Annotated in this window: 19 protein-coding genes; 8 read left to right on the top strand and 11 right to left on the bottom strand. The window is 55.1% G+C overall.

Annotated features, from left to right (window positions below; translation table 11 throughout):
* The first annotated feature begins 375 nt into the window (after positions 1 to 375).
* Positions 376 to 1497 carry an OmpA family protein gene (locus Q0O07_RS02195; protein WP_295489807.1) on the top strand — a complete coding sequence of 374 codons (1122 nt, stop codon included), beginning with the start codon at positions 376 to 378 and terminating at the stop codon, positions 1495 to 1497.
* 95 nt (positions 1498 to 1592) lie between these two features.
* Here the strand turns inward: Q0O07_RS02195 and Q0O07_RS02190 are convergent, their stop codons facing one another.
* On the bottom strand, positions 1593 to 4352 hold the full coding sequence (locus tag Q0O07_RS02190) for a [protein-PII] uridylyltransferase (protein ID WP_295489806.1): 2760 nt from the start codon (positions 4350 to 4352) through the stop codon (positions 1593 to 1595).
* Positions 4353 to 4389: 37 nt separating this feature from the next.
* Entirely contained in the window at positions 4390 to 6087 is a 1698-nt protein-coding gene (locus tag Q0O07_RS02185) for a class I adenylate-forming enzyme family protein (protein WP_295489804.1), read from the bottom strand.
* 75 nt (positions 6088 to 6162) lie between these two features.
* On the opposite strand from Q0O07_RS02185, the gene lgt reads away from it, so the two are divergent.
* On the top strand, positions 6163 to 7029 hold the full coding sequence (gene lgt / locus Q0O07_RS02180; RefSeq protein WP_295489802.1) for a prolipoprotein diacylglyceryl transferase: 867 nt from the start codon (positions 6163 to 6165) through the stop codon (positions 7027 to 7029).
* Entirely contained in the window at positions 7019 to 8077 is a 1059-nt protein-coding gene (locus tag Q0O07_RS02175; RefSeq protein ID WP_295489800.1) for an SAM-dependent methyltransferase, read from the top strand. The genes lgt and Q0O07_RS02175 overlap by 11 nt, the downstream gene beginning before the upstream one ends.
* On the opposite strand, the gene Q0O07_RS02170 is transcribed toward Q0O07_RS02175, so the two are convergent.
* Genes Q0O07_RS02170 through Q0O07_RS02155 form a run of 4 tightly spaced genes read right to left on the bottom strand, consistent with a single transcriptional unit; the run spans position 8074 to position 11591 of the window.
* Positions 8074 to 8670 carry an ABC-type transport auxiliary lipoprotein family protein gene (locus Q0O07_RS02170; protein ID WP_295489798.1) on the bottom strand — a complete coding sequence of 199 codons (597 nt, stop codon included), beginning with the start codon at positions 8668 to 8670 and terminating at the stop codon, positions 8074 to 8076. The genes Q0O07_RS02175 and Q0O07_RS02170 overlap by 4 nt on opposite strands.
* Positions 8667 to 9647, bottom strand: a complete 981-nt coding sequence (locus Q0O07_RS02165; protein WP_295489795.1) for an MlaD family protein — start codon at positions 9645 to 9647, stop codon at positions 8667 to 8669. The genes Q0O07_RS02170 and Q0O07_RS02165 overlap by 4 nt, the downstream gene beginning before the upstream one ends.
* Positions 9648 to 9656: 9 nt before the next feature.
* Positions 9657 to 10478 (bottom strand): ABC transporter ATP-binding protein, encoded by an 822-nt coding sequence (locus tag Q0O07_RS02160; RefSeq protein WP_295489792.1) that lies wholly within the window; start codon positions 10476 to 10478, stop codon positions 9657 to 9659.
* A gap of 3 nt (positions 10479 to 10481) precedes the next feature.
* Positions 10482 to 11591, bottom strand: coding sequence for an ABC transporter permease (locus Q0O07_RS02155; protein WP_295489790.1), 1110 nt, complete (start codon positions 11589 to 11591; stop codon positions 10482 to 10484).
* 78 nt (positions 11592 to 11669) lie between these two features.
* Between Q0O07_RS02155 and Q0O07_RS02150 the strand changes: the two genes are divergently transcribed.
* Positions 11670 to 12368 (top strand): HAD family phosphatase, encoded by a 699-nt coding sequence (locus Q0O07_RS02150; protein WP_295489787.1) that lies wholly within the window; start codon positions 11670 to 11672, stop codon positions 12366 to 12368.
* Positions 12369 to 12392: 24 nt separating this feature from the next.
* Here Q0O07_RS02150 and Q0O07_RS02145 read toward each other — a convergent pair whose 3' ends face one another.
* Complete coding sequence (locus Q0O07_RS02145; protein WP_295489784.1) at positions 12393 to 13802, bottom strand: DASS family sodium-coupled anion symporter; 1410 nt, start codon at positions 13800 to 13802, stop codon at positions 12393 to 12395.
* Positions 13799 to 14563, bottom strand: coding sequence for a peptidoglycan editing factor PgeF (pgeF, locus tag Q0O07_RS02140; RefSeq protein WP_295489782.1), 765 nt, complete (start codon positions 14561 to 14563; stop codon positions 13799 to 13801). The genes Q0O07_RS02145 and pgeF overlap by 4 nt, the downstream gene beginning before the upstream one ends.
* A gap of 90 nt (positions 14564 to 14653) precedes the next feature.
* Between pgeF and Q0O07_RS02135 the strand changes: the two genes are divergently transcribed.
* The gene (locus tag Q0O07_RS02135; RefSeq protein WP_295489779.1) at positions 14654 to 15502 is read left to right on the top strand and encodes an SDR family oxidoreductase; all 849 of its coding nucleotides are present in this window, start codon (positions 14654 to 14656) and stop codon (positions 15500 to 15502) included.
* Here the strand turns inward: Q0O07_RS02135 and Q0O07_RS02130 are convergent.
* Both Q0O07_RS02130 and Q0O07_RS02125 read right to left on the bottom strand, forming a co-directional pair.
* Positions 15412 to 16344: a DMT family transporter gene (locus Q0O07_RS02130; RefSeq protein WP_367271027.1), complete on the bottom strand. Its 933-nt coding sequence runs from the start codon at positions 16342 to 16344 to the stop codon at positions 15412 to 15414. The genes Q0O07_RS02135 and Q0O07_RS02130 overlap by 91 nt on opposite strands.
* Positions 16341 to 17357, bottom strand: a complete 1017-nt coding sequence (locus Q0O07_RS02125) for a low specificity L-threonine aldolase (protein WP_295489971.1) — start codon at positions 17355 to 17357, stop codon at positions 16341 to 16343. Before Q0O07_RS02125 ends, Q0O07_RS02130 begins: the two co-directional genes overlap by 4 nt.
* 538 nt (positions 17358 to 17895) lie before the next feature.
* Here Q0O07_RS02125 and crtI point away from each other — a divergent pair.
* Positions 17896 to 19503 (top strand): phytoene desaturase family protein, encoded by a 1608-nt coding sequence (gene crtI / locus Q0O07_RS02120; RefSeq protein ID WP_295489777.1) that lies wholly within the window; start codon positions 17896 to 17898, stop codon positions 19501 to 19503.
* Positions 19504 to 19621: 118 nt separating this feature from the next.
* Here the strand turns inward: crtI and Q0O07_RS02115 are convergent, their stop codons facing one another.
* Positions 19622 to 20524: a LysR family transcriptional regulator gene (locus Q0O07_RS02115; RefSeq protein ID WP_295489775.1), complete on the bottom strand. Its 903-nt coding sequence runs from the start codon at positions 20522 to 20524 to the stop codon at positions 19622 to 19624.
* 90 nt (positions 20525 to 20614) lie between these two features.
* Between Q0O07_RS02115 and Q0O07_RS02110 the strand changes: the two genes are divergently transcribed.
* Together Q0O07_RS02110 and Q0O07_RS02105 are read left to right on the top strand one after the other, a co-directional pair.
* On the top strand, positions 20615 to 21550 hold the full coding sequence (locus Q0O07_RS02110; protein WP_295489772.1) for a sterol desaturase family protein: 936 nt from the start codon (positions 20615 to 20617) through the stop codon (positions 21548 to 21550).
* Positions 21550 to 22125, top strand: a complete 576-nt coding sequence (locus Q0O07_RS02105) for a hypothetical protein (protein WP_295489769.1) — start codon at positions 21550 to 21552, stop codon at positions 22123 to 22125. Before Q0O07_RS02110 ends, Q0O07_RS02105 begins: the two co-directional genes overlap by 1 nt.
* The last annotated feature ends 143 nt before the right edge of the window (positions 22126 to 22268 follow it).

The following is a 22268-nucleotide window of genomic DNA, read 5'->3' as shown; positions in this document are numbered from 1 at the left end:
GACATCGTAACCATTGGCGCTTTGTCGTTCCCCATGAAGGCATGGGGGTTTGGAACAAATCTACACGGCGGCACAGCCGGTTCATATCCGGCCAATGGACGACTGCGCCTTCGGTACCTAATCCAACCGGTGGTACTGCCGTCGATAGCGAGGCACGCGCTGCTCTTGCTGCGATTTTACAATATTTCAGGTTGATAGGCATGTTAGCAACATGAGCCCAAAACGCCGGAAAACGCTGCAAATATTATGATAAATTGTGAACAATGGCGACATTTTGGCAACAGTATAGATACATAGCGACTTGCATCAATGGAACAGAATTGGTAGACAAAGGTTCTCGAATTTCCGTTCCTAAGATAGATAAGGGGAAAGTTGATGCGTAAGTTGGCCATAAGTTTGGCGCTCGCTTCTACTGCTCTGGCGTCACCGGCTTTGGCCCGCGACAACCAGTGGTATGTTGGAGTTGATGGCGGTGCCATGATAGTAGAAGACCTTGCTTTGGATATTGGTGCCCTGAATGATGCGGCATCATTAGACATGAACAAGGGTTATGATGTTGGCGGCGTTGTCGGATATGATTTCGGTGGCTTCCGTCTTGAATCAGAAGTGTCGTATCGTAAGGCGAATGTAGCTGGCGTAAGCAGCCAAACGCCCCAGATCACGAGCGGTTCGAGCACCGCTTTGCGGAGTGCCGGAACATATTTCCTCGACGGTGATTCAAATGCATTGAGCTTCATGGTCAATGGACTGTTGGATTTCGGTGACGATGATGGCCTGCAAGGCTTTATCGGTGGCGGCGTTGGCGTTGCACGCGTAGATGTGCAAGCTGTGCTTGATGCACCATCATTCCTTGATGACTCGGATACAGGATTTGCATGGCAGGCCCTGGCCGGTATTCGTACGCCTTTGAGCGATAATTGGGACGTTGGTGTAAAGTACCGCTTCTTTAACGCGGACAAGGTCGGTCTTGTTGATCGTCTTGGCCGTGCGGTCGATACCCGCTTCCGTTCACACAGTGTCATGGCAAGCTTGGTTTACAACTTCGGTGGTGCACCTGCGCCTGTTGAAGTAGCACCACCGCCACCACCGGCACCTTATGTGGCTCCACCGCCACCACCGCCACCACCGCCGCCACCTGCGCCGGTCTGCAACACAGGTCCTTACATCGTATTCTTCGATTGGGATAAATCGGACCTGCGTACAGACGCGGCTTCGGTTCTCGATAATGCCGTTGCGCAATATTCGAACTGTGGCAGCGCGAAGGTTATGCTTGCAGGTCACGCCGATAAGTCGGGTACTGCAAAGTATAACGTTGGCCTCTCAGAGCGTCGTAACGGAACCGTTCGTGCGTATCTTGAGTCCAAGGGCGTAACAGCTGGCGCGATTGCTACGGAAGCATTCGGCGAAACTGCACCATTGGTTCAAACTGCAGATGGTGAGCGTGAACCGCAAAACCGTCGCGTAGAAGTCACCTACGGTCCAGGCTCGGGAATGTAATTCCCAAACTGTTTTCAGGTAAAAAGAAAGGCTGGTCGAAAGACCGGCCTTTTTTTTGCATCGCCTGCATGGTCCCGCGCATGGCCGTGCAGATTTTAGGCAGCAGCCTGCGCCTTCACGCGCGCCGTCCCTGTTGCTGCTTCCAAAAGCCGCGTCTCAAGTGCCTTTAACTTGTTTTTGTTTTCGATTTTGCCGCCAAACAAATCTGTCACATAAAATGTGTCGACGGCGCGTTCCCCGTATGTGGCGATGTGCGCACTGTGCAATGTGACTTTGGATTCAAACAGCGCGAGCGCTAAATTGTTGAGCAAGGCGGGCCGATCCAGCGCATTTACCTCAATCACTGTAAACCGGTTGGAAGCTTGATTATCAATCAACACCGATGGCGCGATTTTAAAGGCGTCGGCCCGGCGCAACGCTTTCGGTTTTGCATCCAGTTGAGTCATCAAACGCGCGCGGTTGGATAGCGCCTCTTCAATGATACGCTTGAGGCGGTTTAACTGGCTTTGTTCCTGAAAAGGGCGACCCAGCGGATCCTGGATGAGGAAATTGTCCACCGCCATGCCGTCACTGCTGGTGTGAATCCGCGCATCGATGATGTTGCCGCCCGCCAGATGAATGGCGCCCGCTATCCGGTAAAATAACCCTGGATGGTCGGCAGCAAAAACCGTGACGAGCGTCGCGCCGCGATCGGGATAGAAACACGCATCAATGGCAAGACCCGTGCCTGCATTGGAAAGCAGGTGCCGGGCGTTGCGTTCAATGATGTCATCTGGTTCCGCGATCCAATAAGCGTCGGGAAGCGTTTTGGCAAAAGCAGCAAATGTATCGGCGGGCATTTGCAACGCGGAGCCCAGTTTCGCTTTTCTCGAGGCAATCCGTTCGTCCCGGCCGCGCTGCTTATGTCCCAGACGCAGCACTTCTTCGGTGGCTTCAAACAGGTCGGACAAAAGCTGCCGCTTCCAACTATTCCAAACCCCCGGCCCCACGGCGCGAATGTCAACGACGGTTAAGACCAATAACAGCTTCAACCGTTCGGGCGACTGGACGGCCTGCGCAAAATCCAGGATAGTCTTGAAATCCGCCAAGTCCCGCTTGAACGCTGTGGCCGACATCAACAAATGATAACGGACCAGCCAAGCGACGGTTTCCGTCTCGGCTGGAGAAAGACCCAGCCGCGGGCATAAGTTTTCGGCAACCTCGGCACCTAACGCACTATGGTCACCGCCACGCCCTTTCGCAATGTCGTGGAGCAACGTTGCAACAAACAATACCCGCTTGCTGACAATCTGTTGCACTATCGCCGTCGACAGCGGGTGATCCTGTTTTAGCTTGCCCCTGTTGATATCGGCCAGCAATCCAATCGCGCGGATGGAATGTTCATCTACTGTGTAATGATGGTACATGTCGAACTGCATTTGCGCGACGACACGGCGGAAATCGGGAATGAACCTGCCAAAAACGGTGGATTCATTCATCCAACGCAACACCGTTTCCGGGTCGCGCGGAGACGTCAATATATCCAGAAACAGCGCGTTAGCGCGTGGGTCGCGTCGCAATACTTTGTCGATCAGCCGAGCATCCCTTTGGGCAGCGCGCATAGCCAGCGGGTGGATTTCCAATTCATGCACATCTGCCAAATGAAATATCTCGAGCAAACGCACGGGGTCTTCCGCAAAAAAACCGTCATCGGGCAGCGCCAAGCGACCGCGATCTAGTTGAAAGCCGTTTAGCTTTCGGGGTTTCCGGCTAAAACTGGGTAAGAAGCGACGGCCTTTTTTGGCCATAGCTTCATCCAAATGCGCCAGGAAAAGCCCCGTCACGTCACCAACCGTTTTTGCGTTCAAAAAATAAAAGTGCATGAACCGTTCAACTGCCGAGCGTCCGGGGCGATCGGCAAATTGCATAAGTTCCGCAACTTCGCGCTGCAGATCAAATGTCAGACGTTCTTCCGCGCGGCCGGTGATATTGTGCATATGGCAGCGCACCGCCCACAAGAAATTTTCGGCCTTTTTGAACCGGTTATATTCATCGATTGTGAGCAGGCCAACGTCGACAAGTTCGGACGCGGCTGACACTTTGTGGATATATTTTCCAATCCAGTAGAGGGTGTGCAGGTCGCGAAGCCCGCCTTTGCCATCCTTGATATTCGGCTCGACCACATATCGGCTGTCACCCATACGCCGGTGCCGATCATCGCGTTCAATCATTTTTAAGCGTACAAAGTCAGATGCGGTGTTGGCGACGACTTCGTTCCAGAAACGCAGCGAAGCCTCTTCATAAACGCCTCTATCGCCCCAAACAAACCTGCTTTCCAGCAAAGCGGTGCGAATGGTCAAATCCTCTTGCGCCATCTTTACGGTTTCATCGAGGGACCTGCTCGATTGGCCAACCTTCAACCCAAGGTCCCAAAGCAAATAGAGGATCGCTTCGACGACCTGCTCCGTCCACGAACTGCGCTTGAAAGGCGTTACAAAGCCAATATCGACGTCGCTGTGCGGCGCCATTTCACCGCGGCCATATCCACCGACCGCCAGCACCGCGATCCTCTCGGATGCGGAGCGGTTAGCAGCGGGATATGCATGAACAGTGACATAGTCGTAGATGAGCCGAACGATTTGATCGACAAGAAATGCCTGCTCAGCCGAAGCGCGATAGCCTTGAGACGGCTCCGCATTTAGGCGCTGTTGAATCTCGGTCCGACCGTTGGTCAGCGCCGTTTGCCATATCTCGACGATACGAGGACGGCGTGCTTGGGCCGCGTCCTCGCGCACGATGCTTTCAATCTGTTCGGCAAGCGCGCTCCGGTCGATAATGTCGCGTTGCTTGAATATCCGTTCTGCTGTTGATGCCATCAGGCGACCTTAGTCGCGATCCGGCAACATGTCAGCATCAACCAGATATCTTGGCATTATATTCGCGTCGCAGCGTCACCCGGTCGATTTTCTGCGTCCCCAGACGGGGGAGGGGTTCGGCAACTTGCCAGAAATGCGCAGGAATCTTGAAGGGTGCAAGACGCGGCGCCAAAAACGCTTTCAACGCATCCTCTGTCAGCGTGACGCCGTCCTTTGTCTGATAGACGATGCCGGGAACCTCACCATATTTGTCATCAGCGATACCAAATACCGACAATTCGACTATCGAGTCATGCTCATAGGCTGCTGCTTCCACCTCGGGGCAACTGATATTCTCGCCGCCTCGGATGATGATATCTTTCTTGCGGTCGACGATGAACAAATAGCCGTCTTCGTCGAGATAACCAATGTCGCCGGTCCGGAAAAACCCATCGGCGGTGAAGGCATCGCGCGTGGCATCTTCGTTATTCCAATAGCCATTGAAATTGGCAATGGTCCGAATGCCCACTTCACCACGTTCACCCTGCGGCAAGACATTGCCGTTATCGTCCAGCATTTGGACCTCGACAAGCGGCTTGGTCGCAGGGCCAGTGCTGGTTGGCTTTTCCAGATAATTGTCGGTGAAATTGCCACAGCCAACGCCGTTGGTTTCGGTAAGGCCGTACCCTAACAGCGGATAACCCCAGCTCATTTCCTTACGGATTTTTTTGACATGCTCGACAGGACGCGGTGCGCCGCCGGCGGCAAATGCGGTGCAACTGGTGAGGTCATATTTGTGGCGGGCCGGGTGCGTCGCAAGCTCAATGCTCATCAACGGAACGCCCACAAAATAAGTGATGCGTTCTTTTTCAATGATACGCATCGCGTCTTCGGCGTCCCATTTGGGCATCAACACGAGCTTGCGGCCAATGGCGAAGCTTTGCAGTACCAAGGGAATCGACGCGGTGACGTGGAACAATGGCACATTGACGAGCGCTGAGGGCTGCGCTGGCATTGATTGGCCACTGGCGGACATAAGTTCGAAGAACACAAGCGTTTGACCCACATAGCTCATCGCGCCTTGGACGACAGCGCGGTGGTCTGACACGGCACCCTTGGACTGTCCGGTTGAGCCAGAGGTGTATAAAATCGTCGCGTTATCCAGCGGATCCAATGTTGGCAGCGCTGTTGCCGCACCGCCACCCTGTGCGGTCAAAACCGATAAGCCATCCAAGGGCCGGGAATCATGGTTGATGATGAGGAGCTGGCAACCGCCAAGATCCTGTCCGGCCATGCGCGCTGCACGCTGTTCATCGGCAAGAACGAAGCGGCAGCCGACCATGCGAATGCCTTCAGCCAACTCCCCGCCTTGCCACCAGCCATTAAGCAAAGTGGCAACACCGCCTGCCATCACAATCGCCATATAGGCAATGATCCAATTGGCCGAATTACGCGCCGCAATGCCAACGCGCTCACCCTTTTGCAGTCTGTGGCCTTCCACAAGACCACCTGCCAACGCGCGCGCCGCGCCATAAGTTTCTGCGAAACTTAAACGGATATCGCCATCGACCAAAAATTCCTTGTCGGCATGGGTTGCGCAGAAAAATGCGAAATAGTCGGCCATGTTACCCGGCGCTTTGGCGAAAACGGGCAATTGGACACCGTTTTTCTCGGCAGATGTAACAGCCAAGGGGCCATCATTGGCCATAAGCCGGTTAATGGTGGCATCGATTGCAAGGTCCAACTGCGACGGCATATGATTCTCTCCTAAACTCTTTGTGCGTCTTCTATTTGGCTCTATAGGAATGTCAAAATATGCCGAGGAAATATTGTGTCATTTGAGATTATTTCAACTGCTGCTGGCTATATTCAGTTTACCGACCTTGGCGTAGGTCCGGTTGCGCTTGATCTGGGCTTCTTTCAGATCCGTTGGTATTCGCTTGGCTATCTGGTTGGCATAGTGCTTGGCTATTGGATGTTGCTGAAATTGCTCGCCCGTCCCGGTGCGCCAATGTCACGCGCGCAATCCGATGACATTATCTTGTACACCACCTTGGGTATCATTTTGGGTGGACGCATTGGCTATATCTTATTCTACCAACCGTCCATTTTGCAGAACCCCATGGATGTCTTCAAGATTTGGGAAGGCGGGATGTCGTTCCATGGCGGCGCAATTGGTATCATATTTTCGCTCTGGCTTTTGGCGCGCAAGCATAAAATCTCTTTCTTACGGGTCTGTGATTATGTCGCCTGCGTCGTACCTTTTGGGATATTCCTCGTACGCTTGGCGAACTTTGTGAATGATGAGCTTTGGGGCCGCGTCACCGACGTGCCTTGGGCCGTTGTGTTTCCCAATGGCGGGGATTTGCCGCGCCACCCAAGCCAGTTGTATGAAGCTGTGCTCGAAGGGCTATTGATGGCCGCAATATTGTGGCCATTATTCTGGAAAACCAATGCGCGGTATAGGCCGGGGTTCCTGACGGGTATGGCTGCAATCATTTACGGCACGGCCCGGTTTTCTATCGAGTTTGTCAGGGAGCCGGACCAGCAGCTTCAGTGGCTGGTGGAAACAAGTGGCCTGAGCATGGGGCAGTGGCTCACTATTCCGATGATATTGGTCGGACTGTTCTTACTGTTCACTGCAGGTGCGCGCAAGCAACGCGCCGTGGCCATGGCCGGCAGTAACAGTGTCACCTGACACAGAGCAAGTTGCAGTCCGCCTTACGCAACAGATAGAGGCGTCAGGCCCCGTCAGCGTTGCCGAATATATGCGTGTGGCCAACACCGCATATTATGGTCGCGCTGACCCGCTGGGCGCAGCAGGCGATTTCATCACTGCGCCGGAAATCAGCCAGATGTTTGGCGAGATGGTGGGCATTTGGCTGAGCGATTTATGGCTACGCCATCGCCCAGTTGCCTGTTATTATGTAGAGATTGGCCCTGGACGCGGGACTTTGGGGGCAGACGCGCTGAGAACAATGCGGCGTTTGGGTTGGGAGCCATCGGTCCATTTCGTCGAAAACAGTCCTGCATTGCGCGCCAAGCAGGTGCAGGCAGTGCCGGACGCGACATTCCATGACAATCTGGAAACCCTTCCGACCGATGCGCCCTTGTTCGTTGTGGCAAACGAATTTTTTGACGCTTTGCCGATCCGGCAGATTGTCTCAACACAAGGCGGCTGGCGGGAGCGGGTCGTTGTGCAGGATGGTGTGTCAGGCTTTGCCGCAATGCCCGGCGCTTGCGCGACCGAGGACCTTATCCCCGAACAATTTCGCACTGCCGCCATGGGCAGTATTTACGAAATCTGTCCTGAAGCATCATCGATCATGCAGCAGCTTTCGGCCCGGCTGGCAAAGCAGGGCGGGGTGATGTTGGTTATCGACTATGGCTATACACAGCCTGCGTTGGGCGACACTTTGCAAGCAGTGCAAAGCCACACATATGGCGACCCGTTCACCAATCCGGGCGAGCTTGATTTGACGGCGCATGTCGACTTTTTTGAATTATCGAATTGTGCGCAAAAATGTGGTCTTTTGGTGGCTGGACCAGGCGACCAAGGCGCATGGCTTTCGGGTCTTGGCATTGACCAACGTGCGCAAATTTTGGCGGCGTCCAACCCCGACAGGGCTGCAGACATCACCGCCGCACGTAACCGGCTGGTCGCGCCGGACGCCATGGGGACCTTATTCAAGGTCTTGGCCGCTTATCCCCCAGATTGGCCGCAGCCTCAGGGCTTTGGTCTTTAGCCAGCCCAGTCAGCGATCTGACTCGCAACATCGTTCGCGGCGGCATTTAACGCTGCCCCTGCCGGTGCGGGCGCAATCGCGTTTACGGGTCGCCGTGCTTCAAACCGGCGTTTTTCGGTCGCACTTCCGCGTATGATTTTAACCACGTCATAGACCACAACGGCCTCGTTGGTGGTGGCATCGATACCAAATTCCAGCAGGCTTCCCGATAAATAGCGCACGGCCTTTCCGCCTGCATCTACTTCATTGAGCACAAGATTGCCGCTCTTCGCCGACACAGTTTCGACGAGTAACATCTGCATCAAACGGGCAGGTTTGTCCGCCCAAAATGCGTCTTTGAGATAGGCCATGCTGCTGGCATCAATCTGAACTGGAACGCGGTTATTATCTAGCTTGCGCGGGACTTGCGGTATCTGGATAACTAAGGCGTCGGCGACGGTCGCTGTTCGCGCAGCACCAGCGGCCACGACATTGTCGGCCGTCAGGACCAGCATGGAGACGGGTGCCTTGCCGCCGAAGCTGACGCAGGCGCCAAGAGCCATGATCAGAGGTAACGCACATAAGCGTGGACCGGAGATTTTGCTGAACATCATTTTGGGTTCCTGCTGCCGGGTTTATAATCAGGTAAGGCGGGTGCGCCGACGACGCTGCCGATGCCGCCTTGGTCCACTTTCTCGGTTACGGACTTTAACGATACCGACAAGTCTCTCAAGTCACGCGCCAGTTGCGTCACTTCAGGCAAAGTCTGGGTATTCAACGTTTCAATTGCCGGGTTCGCGTTGTTCAAGGTCGTTTCCAACGCAGCCAGACTGCCATTTGCGGACCGCAATGTTTTACGCAATTCATCCAGCATCGGGCGGCCTTCATTGTCGAGTAGCTTATTTGTAGAGCCTGCCATTTTGGTAATCTCATCGGCAGCAAGGCCTGCCTTTTGCAAGGCAATGCGCGATTCCTGAATGGCCGCCCGCAAGTCGGGTCCTTGCGCTGCTAATGTTCCCGAAATGCTCTCTACATTGTCCAAAATCTGTTCGACGGACTGTTGGTTCTTGTCGGACAATATGTTGGTCAGCCGCTCGGTCAAGGTCGACAGCCGTTCCAAAAGCAAAGGGGCGTTGTTGAGCAGTTCGCCCAAAGCGCCTGGCTTTGTCGGAAGGACGGGCACGCCTGTGGGGCATGCGGTCTGTGGATTCACCTTAGGGCAATCCAGTGCGGGCGCGCCTTTAACCGCACCATCAAGCTGAATTTCCGAAACGCCGGTGAAGCCGATGCCGTTGATTGTCGCCGTCGTGCCCAGAAGTATGGGTACGGTATCCTTGATGCTGATGCGCACCCGAACGAAATCCGGATCGGGCTCCCATAACTCAATGCTCTCAATCTGGCCCACCGGAACACCGGAAAAGGACACGCCTGAACCCTTGGCCAGCCCGTTGACCGATTGCTGAAAGAATATGTCATATTCTTTCTTGTCGCCATCGCTTGTCCGCGAAAGCCAAACGGTAAAGGCCGCCAGCAGCGCCAGAAGGAGAAGCGTGACAGCACCCACCATCACATAATTGGACTTAGTTTCCATATGCCTGCCTTATGACCTTCCTGGATGCTGCATCTTTGCACCTGCGGATTCGCTCCCGTCGCTGTGACCGCGCCGTGCCGCGCGGCCGCGTGGGCCACTGAAATACTCGTTGATCCACGGGTGATCGATGGCGAGCAATTCTTCAATTGCGCCTATGGCTGTAACTTTCTGATCGGCCAAAACGGCCACGCGATCACAAATGGAATAGAGCGTATCAAGATCATGCGTAATCAAAAAGACGGTTAGGCCAAGCGTCTCTTTCAGATCGCGCGTTAAATTGTCGAATTTGGCCGCCCCGATAGGATCAAGCCCAGCGGTTGGTTCATCCAGAAACAACAACTCCGGGTCCATCGCCAATGCCCGCGCCACACCAGCACGCTTGCGCATACCGCCCGATAGCTCGGATGGATATTTATGCGCAGCTTCCGGCGGCAGGCCGCTTAAGAAAATTTTGTAGCGTGCGATTTCATCGAGCAGCTCTTTGCTGAAGTCCGGATAAAATTCCCGCAACGGCACCTGCACATTTTCCGCGACGGTTAAGGTTGAAAATAACGCACCGCCCTGAAACAACACGCCCCAGCGTCGCCGGACGTCGGTGGCTTCATCTTCTTCCTTGCCGATCATGCCTTCGTCAAAGACGCGAATTTCACCTGAATCTGGTTGTTGCAAGCCGATGATTGACCGCATGAGTACGGATTTGCCCGTTCCCGACCCGCCAACGACGCCCAATATCTCGCCACGGCGAACTTCGATGTTGAGATCCTGATGGATCACTTGGTCGCCAAAGCTGTTACACAGCCCAGTTACGGAAATGATGTTGGGTGGGTTCATCGCTTAATCCCAGCCAATTTCGCTAAAAAACACTGCGAAAAATGCGTCGAGGACGATAACAAGGAAAATGGCCTGTACGACGGCAGCGGTGGTCTTCAGGCCCACCTGCTCAGCATTGCCTTTGACCTGCATCCCCTGAAAACAACCCGCCATCGCAATGATTGCGCCGAACACTGGCGCCTTTATCATACCAACCCAGAAGTCGGTTATCGGCGTTACTTCGCGCAGTCGCTGGACAAAGGTCGCTGGCGGGATATCGAGGACAATCCAGCACAATAACCCGCCGCCAATGATGGACATTAACGAAGCGAAAATACCGAGCAATGGCATCATGACTACCGCAGCGATCACGCGCGGCACGACCAACGCTTCTACGGGGACAACACCGATCGTGCGCATGGCGTCAATTTCTTCGGTTATCTTCATCGTTCCGATCTGTGCCGCAAAGGCAGACCCAGATCGACCCGCAACCATGATCGCAGTCATCAATATACCCAGTTCACGCAACGTAAGTCGCCCGATCAGGTTGATGGTAAATATCTCGGCGCCAAACTGGCGGAGCTGCACCGCGCCTTGCTGCGCAATGACAATGCCGATGAGGAAGCTCATCAGGCCGACAATGCCTAATGCCCGCACACCGACCATGTCGAAATGCTGAACCACCGCGTGCCAACGAAAGCGGCGCGGGCTGATCAGCAAAGTGAAGAACGCTTTGACCACTTGCCCGACAAAGCCCAAGAATTGCATAAAAGTCGTTACGCTGACGACAACACCGCCGCCCACTTCAGCCAAAAAATGATACAGCGATGAAACAGGTGGTTTAGCGGCGACTTCGGCTTGATCGACACCGCGAACAGCATCAATCAAGCGATCCGCGTCATTCGCGCCGCCGGTGATTTGCGCATCATGTTCTTTAGCGGTCCGATAGACCAGCCAAGCACCGACTGTGTCCATATGGGTGACGCCGGAAATATCGATTTCAGAAATGGGGCCGCCAATGTCGCGCAAATGGCGGTCTACATCACTAATTGACGCAATGGCGAAGTCACCAGACAGCCGGAGAACTTGACCGCTGGGCAGATCTTTAACAGTGAGTTCGGCAGAGTTAGCCATGGCGATATAATTGGCCTATTATGAGGGCTATCACAAGCCTGTAGACTTCTTAGGTAAAGTTATGCCTTTAAGATCATCATGACGAAATCCAAAACGACCTTGCTGGCCATATATGACATGGACAAGACAATCACGCGGCGCGCCACCTATAATGGGTTTCTTCTGCATATGGCGTTTAACAAGTCACCGTGGCGATTGTTGCTTGCACCATTTTTGCCAGTTGGTTTGGTTTTATATGCGCTGAAGATTTGGGACCGGGCGCGGCTTAAGCAGTTTTCGCAAATTCTGCTGATCGGCAGACGCGTACCCAAGGCGCATTTTACTAAATATCTGGAAAGCCACGCGGATTTGGTTGTGGGCAAAAACGTCTATCCACAATTGCGGGCGCGCGTGGCGGAGGAGAAGGCGGCTGGCTATCGTCATGTCATGGCGACGGCTTCTTATCGTTTATATGTGGAGGCGATTGCCAAAAGGCTGGGCTTTGATGATGTCATTGCAACAGACCTTTCGACGGACAGCAGCGACCATGTGCTGGCGCGGATTGACGGGCATAATTGCTATGATGCGGCAAAGCTGGAACGGGTGAAGGAGTGGATGGAACGACACGGCCTTGAGCGCGCCAATTGTCATATCCGTGCCTATTCCGACCATGTCTCCGACGCGCCGTTACTTGGCTATGCCGATGAACCCTTCGCCACCAACCCGCACGGTCCGCTTGCACGATTGGCGGAGGCGAAGGGCTGGCCTATTCTCGACTGGCGCGTGGCGGAGACCTGATTGCGCGCCAAGGCATGCCAATTTTTACAAAATGGCCAGCTGACCAACGAGCCACACCGCCCCCACGATCAGGGGAATGCCCGCAAGATCAAGATAAAATCCGGCCTTCACCATTTTGGGCAAGGCAATATGCCCGCTGGCCCATGCAATGGCATTTGGCCCCGTGCCTGACGGCATCATAAAGCCCCAGCTTGCGGCCATGGATGCAGCCATCGCCATCAACCAAGGGTCAGCGCCCGTCGCGGCCACGAGGCCAGCCACCACGGGCAGCACGCCACTGGCGGTCGCGACATTACTGGCAAATTCGGTGATCAAAATGACCAAAGCGGTCAGCGCAAGCGCGATGATGACCGGATGCACTACGGACAAGGGCTCTAATGCCTCTCCTAGCCACCCAGAAAGCCCCGACTGCGTGATACCAGCCGCGAGCGCCAGGCCACCCCCAAACATCATGATAACGCCCCACGGGGCTCTGTCCGCCTCCTGCCATGTGAGCAACGGGCGACCGGTGCCATCGGGTATTAGGAACAATAGCAAAGACCCTGCAATCGCGATGCTGCCGTCGGTAATGCCGCCCTTGGGCAGTAGTGGTTCCAACATAGGTTGCCCCACCCATAGGCCAATGACCAAGAGAAATATTGGAACGAGCCGCTTTTCCGCCACGGACATGGGCTGTGCCTTACCGATTGATGCGCGTGCGGCATCAACGTCGAAACTGCCCGCCGTAACATTTTGCACCCGCATCAGGATGAACGCGCATAGGGGCACGCCGACAATCACAACGGGCAAGCCGTAGAGCATCCATGTTAGAAAGCTGATCTGGATACCCAATTGCTTTTCCACAAGCGCGGCTGCAATCGCGTTGGTCGGCGATCCAACAAGCGTCCCAAGCCCGCCAATTGACGCAGCAAAGGCCACGCCCATGATCAACGCACCTGCAAGGCCGTCTGTTTCTCCAGGCTTTGTCCCGCCAGCGGCAAGTACGGCAACCGCGATCGGCACCATGATAAGCGCGATGGAGGTGTTGGACATCACCATGCTGAGCAAGGCAGTTGAACCCATGAACGCGATCATGAGGCCCGTGACGCTATGTCCCGATTTCCCCAATATGGCGAGGGCGACGCGGCGGTGCATGCCCGTACGTTCAATGGTGAGCGCCAGAAATGCGCCGCCAAGAATAAGGAACAAGATGGGCGAGTAATATTCCTTCGCCACGTCCTGCGCGGTCATAATATTCATCAGCGGTAGCGCCAGAAACGGCAGCAATGCGGTGACGGTCAACGGCAAAGCTTGCGTCATCCAATAGGTCGCCATCAAGATGGTGAGGGCGGCCACGTGCCACGCAGATGGTTCCATACCTGCTGGTGCAGGCAAAAACAGCATGACTAAGAAGACGACAAGTCCGCCCCAAAATCCGACCTGCTCTGCCTTCATGGGCGTAGGCCGATCATAGACATTTGCCCGCCATATCCTGGTTCGTTCAGGTGGCAACTGCGCCGGTAACTGAAAAACCGTTCGGGTTGGCTGTAGGTATCCTGACCCAAACATTCGACTACATTAATGCCGGCCGTAGCAAGTCGCGACGCGACATAGCCTTCGATATCAAATTGATAATGGCCCGCTTTCCCATCGGTGAAGAAGCGTTCGTTTTGCGCGGCATTTTCCACAAAATTGCGGAAAAAACCTTCGTCCACTTCATAGCTTTTTTGCGCGATGCAGGGGCCAATGGCGCACACTATTTGGTCCCGCGTTGCCCCTAATTTTTCCATGGCGACTATCGTGCTTTCATTGACCCCCGTAATTGCGCCTTTCCATCCGGAATGCGCTGCGCCGACGACACCAGCGCGGGTGTCTGCAAACAAAACGGGCACGCAATCCGCAGTTTGGACAGCCAACAAGATATCCGGACGATCTGTTACCAGCGCGTCAGCCTTGGGCGGGTCGTCTTGATCCATTGGACCAGTGACAGTGATCACATCAGGTGAATGTATTTGATAGACACGTGCAAGTGCTGCACCGGGCATGACTGCGGCAACCGCGCGCCGCCGGTTTTCGATGACATTCTCGCGCACATCGTCCGAACCAAGGCTGCAGTTTAGCCCGGCATAGATTCCCGTAGAAACACCACCGATACGGCCAAGAAACCCATGTGCAATGTCACCTAATGCATCCGACCTGATCACCTCAACTGCCATGCCTTGTGCTTCCTCCCGCCACCTCTATTCGCAACTGCCGCGCTTGACGGCAAGCCATTAGATTGCGATCCAGAATATATGCAGCGACATATGCTTATATTTGGAATGGGCTTCACCGCCACTCGGCTTGCGGACACTTTGCGCGCCGACGGCTGGTTGGTATCGGGCACAAGGCGGATGAGCAGCGGCGATGCCATTGCGTTTGACGATCAAGCGGCGGTCCTGACCGCGCTGGAGACCGCAACGCATATATTGTCAAGCGTTCCGCCCATGGCAGAGGGCGGCGATCCGGTGCTCGAAAAATATGGCGCGGCGATTGCGGCGCGCGCAGACTTATGGGTTGGCTATCTCTCCTCCACCGGAGTCTATGGCGATACCGGCGGCGCATGGGTCGATGAAAGCGCACCGATAGGCAGCGGACGCCGCACCGCGCGGGCCGAAGCCGACCTTGCGTGGCAGGCCTTGCGCGACGATGTGCATGTTTTCCGTTTACCCGGCATTTACGGCCCCGGCAGATCGGCGCTGGAACGAGTGGCGGAGGGCAAGGCGCATCGTATCAATATGCCGGATCAGATTTTCAGCCGCGTCCATGTTGACGACATTGTCGCTGCTGTCATTGCCGCCTTTGATGGTCCGGCGGGCGTTTACAATATCGCCGATGACATGCCCGCGCCGCAAAATGATGTCATCGAATATGCGTGCGACCTGCTGCAACGGGATTGGCCGCCATTGCAATCCATCGCGGCGGCTGGCCTATCGCCTATGGCGCGCGGATTTTATGCCGAAAACCGCCGCATTGCGAATATAAAGGCGAAACGGCTTCTCCACTGGGTACCGCGATATGCCGATTACCGGCTAGGCTTAGGGGCCTGCATCGCGACGACTAAGCCAAGCATCGCCAACGCGCCGCCCGCCAGCGCCAGCGTTGACCAGACATAGCCTTCGAATATCGTGGACAGGATCATCGCGACCACGGGAATGACGACGCCGGTATAGGCCGCCTTGCCGGGACCAATGTCGCGGATCAGACGGAAATACAACGGGAAGGTGACGACCGTTCCAATGATGCTGAGATACAGGACACCGCCGATATAGCCGGGACGCATGTCAATAACCGGCGGACCCGCTGTGATGAAGGCATAGATGCTATTGCCAATGCTGCCCCACAACATCGACCATGCCAATATCGTGATCGTTGGAACACGCGCGATTCGTGGTGTGACCTGAAGCACGTTGGACACAGACGCCGTCGTCACCGCGCATAACACCAACGATAGCCCCAGCAGCACGTCCGCCCCGCCAACCGGTGCCGCGCGATATTCCTGCAACATTAGCAATCCTACGCCGACGCTGGCGATTAGGGATCCCAATTTGAACGCCCCGCTGATGGGACGCCCCAACCAATATTTGGCCAACACTGCATTGGGCACAATTAACAAGGCGAACACCACCGCGACCAGGCCAGAGGTCACATAATGTTCGGCGGTATAGACAAAGTTGAAGTTCAGCCCGAATTGCAACACGCCCAGCAACATCGTCCAACCGACCATCGACCGGTCAATCTTCAGCGATTGCCGCATCACCAGCGCAAGGATGAACATGCCGATCGCCGCCACCACGAAACGATAGGTCACCGACCATGTCGTGGGTACCGTGCCCAATTGATCGCGGATGACCAACCAGGTCGACCCCCAGATCAAAGACGTCACCATGAAGGGTATCCATACCCGTGGCGTCAGAAAACCGGGTTCTTCCGCGCGCGCAATTTCTGCCATGCTCATAAGGCCGCTATCGCGCGGGCCAATGGGGTCACGTCAGCTTCATTATGTTGCCAACTGGTCACCAACCGCGCCGCGCCCCAAACATCGTCGATCCCGCCCCAATCGTAAAAGTCAAAACCCTGCGCGCGCAATGCCGCCGCTTCGGCGGGCGTGAGGCGCAGGAACAATTCATTGGCTTGCACAGGGTATAACAAGCGTTCACCCGCCGCCTGCGCAATGACCATCGCCGCCGCATTGGCGGACCGCGCATTGTGCAGCCATAGATCATCCTGCAACATGGCGAGCAATTGCACCGCAAGGAACCGGCCCTTTGACTGCAAATGCCCCGCCCGTTTGCGGCGATAGCGCGCGGCATCGGCCCAAGCGGGGTCAAAATAGACTAAGGCCTCTGCCCCCATGCCGCCATTTTTGACAAAGCCGAAGCTTAAGATATCAACCCCTGCGTTTACCGTGACATCGGCAGGCTTGCATCCCAAATGCGCCACCGCATTGGCAAATCGCGCGCCGTCCATATGCAGGCCAAGCCCGCGTGCGCGGCACAGCGCGCCCAACGCCGCGACTTCGGATGGGGTGTAGACCATGCCATATTCCGTAGCGTTGGTGATTGAGACAGCGGCGGCCTGCACCTGATGCACATCCTTGCGAATGGCGTCGAGGGTGGCGCCAACCGTCGCTGGCGTTATCTTCGCCCCGTCGCCGTCGACCAACATCAACTTTGCGCCAGCGGTGTAGAAACCGGGCGCGCCGCATTCATCAACCTCAATATGCGCCTCCCGATGGCAAATGACGCCCTGATGCGGCTGCACCATGGACGCGAGCGCAAGGCAATTCGCGCTGGTCCCTGTCGCCACCCATAAAACGGCGACGTCGCGGCCAAAGAGTTCGGAAAACGCCGCATCCAACCGCGCGCTATATTGGTCACCGTCATAGGCGGTGTCGATATGATTGGCATCGGCCATGGCTTGCATGACGGCAGGATGCACCGGGGCGGCATTGTCGGAAAAGAAACGCATAAGCAGCGCATGGCGGGAAAACGCGCGCGGCGTCAAGGGGGTAAGGGGAGAGGCAGGGTCGGCGTCATGAATATCCTCTCCCATCGACTTGCGATGGGGAGGTGGCAGGTCGCGCGATAGCGGCGACTGACGGAGGGGCTTGGGACGTTCAGAGGCCCCTCCACCACGCCTTCGGCGCGGTCCCCCTTCCCATCGCAAGTCGATGGGGAGGATATTCAACCACCTCCACCCTATTTTAATTCCTCCCCATTACGGGGGAGCCGTAGGCGTTGCGGAGCAACAGCGGGACCGTCGCAGACGGTGGAGGGGGCGGCCCCTTCAAGCGCTACGCCAGACTTCGGGCCCCCTTCCGTCAGTTGCTGCGCAACTGCCACCTCCCCATTCTGGGGAGGATATTTAACACCCCACCCTGCGCTGGGGAGACGGTTATTTTACGGATGCTGCTGACCATATCGGACATGCGATAACCTAGGATAACATCTAGGTTGTTGTGTGGCGCTTTAGGCAGTAGCAGCGATGCGATTAGGGGTTATCCGGAATGTTGCGACGTAAAGCAGTTGTCATTGGTGCAGGTATTGGCGGCATAGCGTGCGCCATGCGGTTACAAAGCCTTGGCTTTGATACGCAAATATTGGAGGCGCTCGACGCCCCCGGCGGCCGTGCCTATGTCCGCAAGGCCGATGGCTTTACATTTGATATGGGTCCGACGGTCCTAACCGTGCCGCATTTCATTGAGGAATTGTTTAGCCTGCAGCAAGACCATGCCATGCTGGGTGAGCCGGACTTTCCGCCGCATGTTTTGGATGAAAATAACCGCGTGCGTGAAGGCATCTCCGGAGGCCCCAATACCAGCAAATATGTCGAGATAATTCCGATACTGCCATTTTACCGCATCTATTTCGATGACGGCACGTTTTTTGATTATGATGGCGATCCGGTCAGCACGCGGACGCAGATCCAGCAGCTGGCACCTGAGGATCTGGCGGGATATGAAGCCTTTCACGAGCAAGCCAGAGCCATATTCAAACGTGGATTTTTGACGCTGGGATATACTTATTTCGGCAGCCTCGGGTCGATGTTGCGCGTGGTGCCTGATTTGCTGAAGCTTGGCGCGGTGCGGTCGTTGTTCGGCATGGTCAGCAAATATTTCAAGTCGGACAAAATGCGTCAGGTGTTCAGCTTTGAACCCTTGCTGGTCGGTGGCAACCCGATGAAGGTGCCAGCGATTTATGCGATGATCCATTTTGTCGAAAAAACCTGGGGCATTCATTATGCCAAGGGCGGGACGGGCGCACTGGTGGCAGCTTTAGTTAAAAAATTTGAAGACATGGGCGGCCAGTTGCGGGTCAATGCACCGGTGCAGCGCATATCGGTGGAAGACGGCGTTGCCAAGGGCGTGGAGCTTGCAAGCGGTGAGACGATATTTGCCGATGTTGTGGTGTCCAACGCCGATTACGCCAATACTTATCTCAAGCTGGTCGACAAGGCGCATCGGCGCATCAACCGCGATGCCTTGGTGAAATTCCGCAAGCAATCCATGTCGTTAATGGTGATTTATTTCGGCTATGAATGCCGCGACAATGACCCGGATTTGCGCCATCATAACATCATATTGGGCCCACGGTACGAAGCATTGCTCGATGAGATTTTCGAGCAGAAGGTGATGAGCCCCGACTTCTCGCAATATCTGCACATTCCGACGCTGACCGACCCGGCCATGGCGCCTGCGGGCCATCATGCGGCGTATACGCTTATCCCAGTCCCAAATAACGCAAGCGGCATTGATTGGGACGTCGAAGGGCCAAAGCTGAGCGCGCGGGTGCTGACCTTCTTGGAAGAGCGCGGCTATATCCCCGATCTTGCGGCGCGGTTGAAACATATGAGTTTCATCACGCCGGATTATTTTTCCGAAACCTTGGGTTCTTATCTGGGCAATGGGTTTGGCGTGGAACCCGTTTTAACCCAGACGGCCTTTTTCCGCCCGCATAATAAGTCGGAAGATGTGCATAATCTCTATCTGGTCGGGCAAGGCACGCAACCGGGTGGCGGAACCCCGTCGGTGATGATGTCGGCAAAGATGACCGCTCGCGAGATCGCCCGCGACTTGGGCGTGGATGCATCGGTCGTAAACGGCGTGCCAAGTTAGCGGGAAGCCGTATACTAAAGACGGCTTCTAGGGACGACCTTCTGTATTTGATAACGCGCGGTGTTTGCCGCCATTTGTGCATCGGGCTGGGCCATGGTCAGCGGATGAAGGCGGAAATTTAGCCAGCATCCTTTTGTATCGCAAAAGCGTTTTTCAACGCTTGCAACACAGGGTCAGGATTATCATTTTTAAGTGTGATTGCGCTGACGTCATACCGCGCACCATCGCTTAAGGGCATGGGCATGACCGTCAGGTCGAGCGCACGTGCTTCCCTGTTTGCGAAGGATGCGGGCAATAAGGTAATCATGTCGCTTTCCGCCACCAGAGCAAGGCAGGACACGAGACTGAGAACGCGGTAATGCGGGAAGCCGGAGCGGCGATATTTTTCTTCTATGTCGGACGGAATGGCCGAGCGGTAGTTTCTATCATAGCCAGGAATAGCCCATTTATACTGCAGCATCTCATCCGAACCAAAGGCGCGTTGCAATACCGGATGGTCTTTGCGCATCACAGCAACATAGGCTTCGTCGATTATCTTATTGATGTGAAACAGCCGCTGTTCGGGAATAGCGCTCACGCTCGTGGAATGAAAAAGCAACATGTCCGCTTCCCGTTGGCGCAACCGGCCTGCGGCGATATCCAGAGGAAGGGTTTCTGCCGTCACGCGAATGTCGGGATATGCCTTGTAAAATGACGTGAGAGCTGGCGCTAAGGATGCTTCCATCACTGCTGGTCCTGCGATGAGCCGCAAATGTCGTGTGCCGGATAAAACCTCATCGCCGATTTGGTCTGCTAATGCCAAAAGCTCCTCAGCCCGATGCGCAAGGCGGTTGCCGGCATCGGTCGGGACGACACTGCGTGTGGTCCTGTTGAACAATTCTGTGCCCAGTTCTTGTTCAAGCAGTTGCAATGATTTGGTGAGTGCCGAATGCGTCATGCCGAGCTCGTTGGCGGCCCGGGTGAAACTTTTGTTGCGATACACGGCGACGAACCGGGATAGTCTTGTCAGATTTATATTCATGTTCCAATAATTACATAATATGCATTTATTATTCAATTTTTTAAATTTTCAGCCCGTCTATTTTCATCCTCAATCGTTGGAGAGAAATGTGTGACCATAGGGCAGTTCATTAACCAAAATTGGGTCGTCATAGCGCTTACTGCTTTTGCGCTGGGTATCTTGCTCGAACTGGGTGCTATTCGCTTTCTCAAGCGAAAGGGTGACGTGCCGTTGAAAGACTCGCTGCTCTCGATATTTCTTGGGCTCGCCAGTGATCCTGTAAATGCAATTTTTGCGTTCATCACCACCGCCGCTTTATTTGCCGCGGCCCCCTTTGCCATTGGCGAAATCCCCATCACTTGGGGATCGTTCCTGTTGTGCTTCGTTCTCGACGATCTGCGATTCTACGTGCACCACCGCATATGCCACCGCGTCCGTTGGGGTTGGGCCATGCATGTCGTCCATCATTCTTCCACCAACTTTAACATGCCCATTGCGCTCCGCCAAAGTTGGATGAAGCATTTTACCGGTACGATGATGCTTAAAATTCCGCTGATTATAATCGGCTTTGATCCTGTATTGGTTATTTTTTGTGGGGTGCTGAATGCAACCTACCAATTCTTCCTCCACACTGAGACGATTGACCGTTTGCCAAGGTGGTTTGAATATATTTTCAACACGCCAAGCCATCACCGGGTGCACCATGGTCGAAATCCAGAATATCTGGATGCGAACTTTGCGGGCACGCTGATCATCTGGGATCGCATGTTTGGCACCTTTGTCGAGGAGGACCGCGCCGTGCCCGTTGATTATGGTCTGGTCAAAAACCTAGAGACATTTAATCCGTTCACCATCTTAACGCATGAATATGTCGGCATAGCGCAAGATGCGACGCAGCGCGGACTGAGTATATGGCAGAGATTATGTTATATTTTTGCCCCGCCCGGCTGGAGCCATGATGGGTCGCGTTTGACATCCGCAGACATCAAACGCGAGGCCGGTTTGCTGCCCAATGATAATGTAGCAGCGCCATTGCCGAGAGCGTGATGCCTGCCCATTACGCGCTATCCGATGCGGCCATTGTGCTCGTCACGATCTTTGCCGGAAACATGCTTTGGCGAAACGACCGGATATTGCCGGCCTTTGCCATGGCGTGCTTCGGGGTGGCGGCCTTTATCGGCGTGGTGCGTTTTGGGGGTGGTTTGCAGGTCGAACTTGCGGCGTTGCATGCGGGCGCGTCTCAATATTTGGGCCTTGCCGGCGCCTTGGCGGTGGTGTCGCATTATCTCTTCCCTGCTGAGGACCGAAAAGAGACAGGAATAATCGCCGCTATATTAATTGCTGCCTTCGCGATCTTTTGGTTCGCGCAACCCTTTTTAGGCCCCGTGTTCCTATTGGCCCTCGCGATTGCATGCGTTGTTTCCATTGTGCGACCGGGCGCATCGCGGCCTTTATGGCTTGTGCCCATTGCCTGCGCCGTCATGCTTGCAAATACGCTATTCATCCGGCGTGCGCCGTGGCTTGATGAGGCCGTGGCTTGGCATGCCTATCATGTGGTGATTGCTTTGGCTCTCGCGGCACTGGCGCAAGGTTTGATGCCAGTGCCGCGCAGCGTGCGGTGATCCAAAAAAACAATTTCCTGCCGCATTATTTTTAGTGATCGTTGTTTTGACCGCGTTGAGAACGGCATTACGCAATCAACGAAAGGCGAACCACAGCAAACCCAATCGGCATGCTGCGTTCTGGCCCACCCGCAGAAAGGGGG

The organism is Sphingorhabdus sp. EL138 (assembly GCF_945890115.1).
In the GTDB taxonomy this organism is placed as follows: domain Bacteria; phylum Pseudomonadota; class Alphaproteobacteria; order Sphingomonadales; family Sphingomonadaceae; genus Sphingorhabdus_B.
This window is presented reverse-complemented; position numbering and strand designations above follow the sequence as displayed.